Annotated in this window: 1 protein-coding gene; it reads left to right on the top strand. The window is 39.6% G+C overall.

The window, feature by feature from the left end; all coding sequences use genetic code 11:
- On the top strand, positions 1-5,194 hold a 5,194-nt coding region (locus ACFIO3_RS08585; protein ID WP_375704318.1), incomplete at both ends, for an autotransporter outer membrane beta-barrel domain-containing protein.

Here is a 5,194-nt window from a genome sequence, read left to right as displayed (position 1 = left end):
GTGTTGCGAGTGGGGCAGATACAACGAATCTGCCTGCTATTCCAGGTGTTGGTCCAGGTACTACGTCAAATGATACTTTGAGTGGTATGCCAGGTGTTCCAGGTACAGGCGGTGTATCTACTAGGAAGGCAAGAGCAACAAGAGCAGAAAATGTGGAAGCAAAAGAAGCAAAAACAGCAATAGCAAGTGGGAAGAAAGCACGTGCGGGGCTTGCAGGTGTACCAAGTGGATTAGGAGGAGAGTTGGTTAGAATACTAGATGTTCCAAGAAATGTAGATGTTTGGACATTATTTAATATTCCGAAAAAAAATAGTTTAGCTGAAACATATTTTCCAGTGGGGGAAGAGGCGCTAAGAGTACAAAAAGCGAGTGCAGATGGTCTTATTGGTATGCCAGGTATATCAAGTTTTGTATTGAATTCTTTAACACCTGATAGAGCAGGTCTTTTTGTGCCTGGTGTGAGTGTATCTACACCGGTTGGTGATGGTGTTGGGGCTCTAGAATTTATAGATTCTGTGGAGGCAGGTAAAGGATTGGCTGATTTACTCAATGGTGATCAGCGAATATATGGATCTATTTCCTGTGATCGGTCCGGAGTATATGCTCTAATAGGGGGGACTATTATAGCGGATCAAGGTGAGAGCGCTGTAAATGTGGAATCTCCTCTTGATGATGGGAAAGTAGTTGTTAATTTGGACGAAGTATCCATTGAAAGCATGAATATTGGGAAAGAACTTTCTGAAAGTTTATCTGCAGTGGGTATACAGGATTATAAAGTAGGTATAGAGAACATAGGTAGTTTATATATTCATGATCCGCTTTATGTTGGTGTATATGTCGGAGATTCTGCTTCAAATATGAATGCAGAGGTTAATTTGAAAAACTCAAATATTCAGGGTTTTTTTATTGGGCTTCGGACTGAAGAGACTGGAAAGATCACGATGGTGGGGGGAGGAATCAGAGATGCGTATATAGGTGCTCTTGCTAGTGATAATGGGTGGATTGTTTTAGAGAATGTAGATATTAATGTTAAAAGAATCGGTTTAGTTAGTTTGGGTCCATCCGTTATCGAGATGAGGTCTGGAGCAATTACCGTGAAAGAGGGTGGAATAGGAGTTATCTCTACAAAAGAGGGGACTGTTCTACTAGACGGGACGGTTATCAATGTTGCTGAGGAACCAAAAACTACAGAAGTTGGTACTTCGGAGACGAATATAGGTTTATTGTCACTTGGAGGTACTATTTCCTTTAAAAATGGAAAACTTAGAGCTCCTAATACTGTTGCATTGTTGGTAAGTGATAGCTTTAAGAATAATATCTCTGTAGCTTCTAATAGAGTCTCTGGAGCTTCTAATGGAGTAGAAGCGGAGAGTGAGGATGGCGAGGATACGCAACAGGATTCTGAGGCTGATAGTGATTCTTTCATTGGTGAGGTCATCTCTATTGAAACTAGAGATGGCGCTGTCCTTAATAATATTAGTTCCACGTATTTTGAGGCTTTATTCCCTATAGAGAATTTTTTAGGAAGCGGTGCAGATTCTAGAAGTACTAGTGCACCATCTGGAGCTGGCGCTGGAGATTCTGCAGTGGTGGCGTCTAAACCAGATGCAAACTCTAGGGTTGTCAACTTAATAGTTTCTGATATTCAAAATTCAACCGTTAAAGTGGAAGGTAAGTCTTATGGTGTATTTTTTGGTGATATACCTTCGAATGTGAGGAGAAAAAATGATCAAACGAGTGTGAGACAAGAAAGTGATCAAAATGTAGGTCAAAATCTAGGAGAGGGTGGAATAAAAGATGATGGAGATAGTTTGTATGCAGTTCTTTTGAAAAATACGGTTTTCAGAGTTCCTAATGGTGTGGTCATTTATGGTAACAGTTTGGATGGGTACGTCGTTGTAAAAGATGACTCAACTCTTTCGGGTGATTTAGTGTTGAAAGCTGAAGAGGGATCGCATTTGTCGGTTTTTGTTGAAGACTCTGTCGTCATGGGGGGAGCTCACGTTGATACAAAATCTCAAGCTAGGCTTTTTCTATCTGGGGGATCAGAGTGGTATTTAACAAAGAATCTGCATAATAGTTTGGAAAATTCAAATACGGGTTGTGTAGATTCATGTCTTTCGTCTATGAATCTTGTAGATAGTAATGTTAGATTTTTTACTTCTTTGAAAAATGAAAATACATCTAATAAAGATATTGAGTATCGAACCCTTCGCATAGGAGATGGGAATGGAACAGTTTATAGTGCTGCTTCTGCCGCTTCTGGTGCTACAATTTACTTCAATGCAAATTTGATGCCTAGCAATACAGAAAATTCTCAAATATCTGACAGATTGTTGATTCATGGTGATGTTTCTGGAAAAACAATGGTAGTTGTGAATGATACTTCTGATGGTATATCACAAAGTCAAGATACACCTCATAGCATTTCAATTATTCAGGTTTTTGGAAATGCAGAGAGGGATTCTTTTAAGCTGAAAGGTGATTATATTACACGAGAAGGGTTACCTTATAAGTATGTTCTTCGTGCTTATGGTCCAACTACTCCTCCGAAAATGCAGTATTTTGATAAGACATTACTTAAAAATAGTAGAAGTGTTTGGGATTTTCGTTTAGAAAATGAATATTTTATACCTCTCGTTTCTGCTTATACTGCTACTGCTAATTTTCAACCTATTTTTAAGGCTAAGCCACTTGTTGCAGTTGATTCTACTGATGCTTCTACTGAAACTGCAATAAATACTAATGCTGACACTGGTGCTGGTGAAGTAAATAGTGAATCCATAACTCCTCCTGTATCTGGGGAATCTACATCTGTAGTCTCTGTTCAAGGCAATTCACTTTTGAGATCTGAAACATCTGACGAATTTTATGAAGATGATGATAACGAAGATTTTACGGAATCTGAAACATCTGAGGTTGTAGTGCATACCTTTTTACCTGTTACTCCATCTCCGTCATCTGTTACTCCTTCTTTATCCAGAAATTTGGCATCTTTAGTACCTCCAAGAGTTAATTTAAGTGGGAGATCTGATACAGGTAGAGGATCTGTAATATCTGCCGATGAAATTTTTGTAACACCTGGGGATCATATTGTATCTAAGAGGCCATCACCTATAAAATCAGCTGCTGCTATGAAGGCTGCTATGAATGCTTCTGTTCCTGTGGTTTCTGAGATAGCTGTTATATCTTCTAATGGAGTTTCTTCTATGAAGTCTTCTACTTCTGAGATATCTGCTATATCTAATGGAGCTTCTGCTGTGCAGCCTTCTGCTCCTGAGATACCTGCTATATCTAATGGAGCTTCTGCTATGCAGCCTTCTGTTCCTGAGATACCTGCTATATCTAATGGAGCTTCTGCTATGCAGCCTTCTACTTCTGTGGTTTCTGAGATAGCTGTTATATCTTCTAATGGGGCTTCTGCTATGAATGCTTCTTCTCCTGTGGTTTCTGAGACATCTGCTGTATCTTCTAGAGCTGTTGGGCGTGTTCTTATGCTTAGTCGTACTGGTAATGGAGATGTTTCTTCTAAGGAAACGGTTTCTTCTACATGTGATGATATGAATAATGGTGAGAAGGGATCACAGACTACTTATTTGTGTAGAGATGGTAAATCGCGGACAATAACAGGGGAGACACTGAAGGTAAGTGATAAAACTCAGCATCCTATGCATGCAATAAATCCAAATACAGTTATCAAGCTAGAGGGAGCCACAATTAGTGGTGCGGATTTTTCTGATAGCAAAAATAATGTTGATTTTAATGAAATATATGCCGTGAGTGCTGTGCTTGCAGAAGAGGGGGCAGAAGTTGTTTTGGATAATAAATCAACAATTCAATCTTCTGTGATTGGGCTTGAAGCGCAAAGTGGCGGGAAGGTTAAGATGATTGGTGGAACAGTAGATGCGCTTTATGTGGGCGCTTTGGCGGGTTCTGGATCATCTGTTAATTTAAAGGATACGAAAATTAACGTAACGGGGGATTTAGCTGTGGCTGGTTTGGCGAGTCAGGCTGGTGAGGTAACTATGGACTCTGGAACGGTTATGCTGACAAATGGAGTGGCTGTGAGATCAGAAGCGGGGGGACGTGTAAGATTAAACAAAGTTAATATTACTGCGAAAAAAGAAGCAGGAAAGTCGAATTCTACAGAGAAATTTGGACGTGCAGCTTTTTTGGTGAGTGATAATGCTTCTGTTGATTTTAAGAACGGAAATGTTGTTACTGATGCTCATGCTTTGTGGATTATAAAGTCTGATGATAATGTGGTTGAGACCGGCTCTTCTAGGAGAAGGAGATCTTCTGACGTTCGTCCTACTATGAATTACGTAAATATCGAGTTTTCTACTGTTAAAGTGGAAGGCGACGGAGTCTACGGCATATATTTTGATGGGGGAACACAGAAGGAAGCGAGTCAACAAAATCGAAGTCAGAATCTAGAAATTGCGCAAACAGGCGTTGTTAAGCGGAGCGTTGTATCCAAACAGGAGAATACACCTATAGGCGTAACGGGGACAGTTTCGTTGAAAAAAACTGATTTTCAAGTTGCAAATGGTATAGCTATCTATGGTAATAATTCTGGTGGTCATGTTTCATTAGAAAATAAAACAACTCTTGCTGGTGACTTGTTATTAAAAGCCGAGAATGATTCGAACATATTGGTTTCAGTTGATAGTTCTATTGTTACAGGCGGTGTTCGCGTTGATAAAAATTCTTATGCAAAATTAGACTTGGCTAATAATTCACAGTGGATTCTAAAAAGAAGTGCACAGAGGAATTTAGGAACTCTAGATTCAGGATGTGTGGATTCATGCATTGCTTCTGTAAGTCTTGTAAATAGTGCTATTGATTTTGCACCTTCGGAATCTGAAGGCAAATATCAGACTCTCCATATTGGAAATGGGAAAGGAACAGTTTATGCGGCACAGGGTAATGCTGTAATTCATCTCAATGCACGTTTAAATCCTCGTGATCCGAGTGATCAGCAAGTCACTGATCGGCTTGTCATTCATGGTGATGTTTCTGGAAAAACAAAAATACATGTACGAGGTGATGCGGGCAATGCAGGAGATGGTAAAGCGAATGCCAAGATTGCTCATAGTGTTTCAATTATTCAGGTTTATGGTCAAGCGAAGAAAGACTCTTTCCAACTCGATGGCAATTATGTTGCACTGAGAAACTCACCTTACAAATACAC

Source organism: Bartonella sp. AD328YNZD (assembly GCF_042196425.1).
The sequence above is the reverse complement of the archived record's forward strand: the minus strand, read 5'-3'. Positions and strand labels throughout refer to the sequence as shown.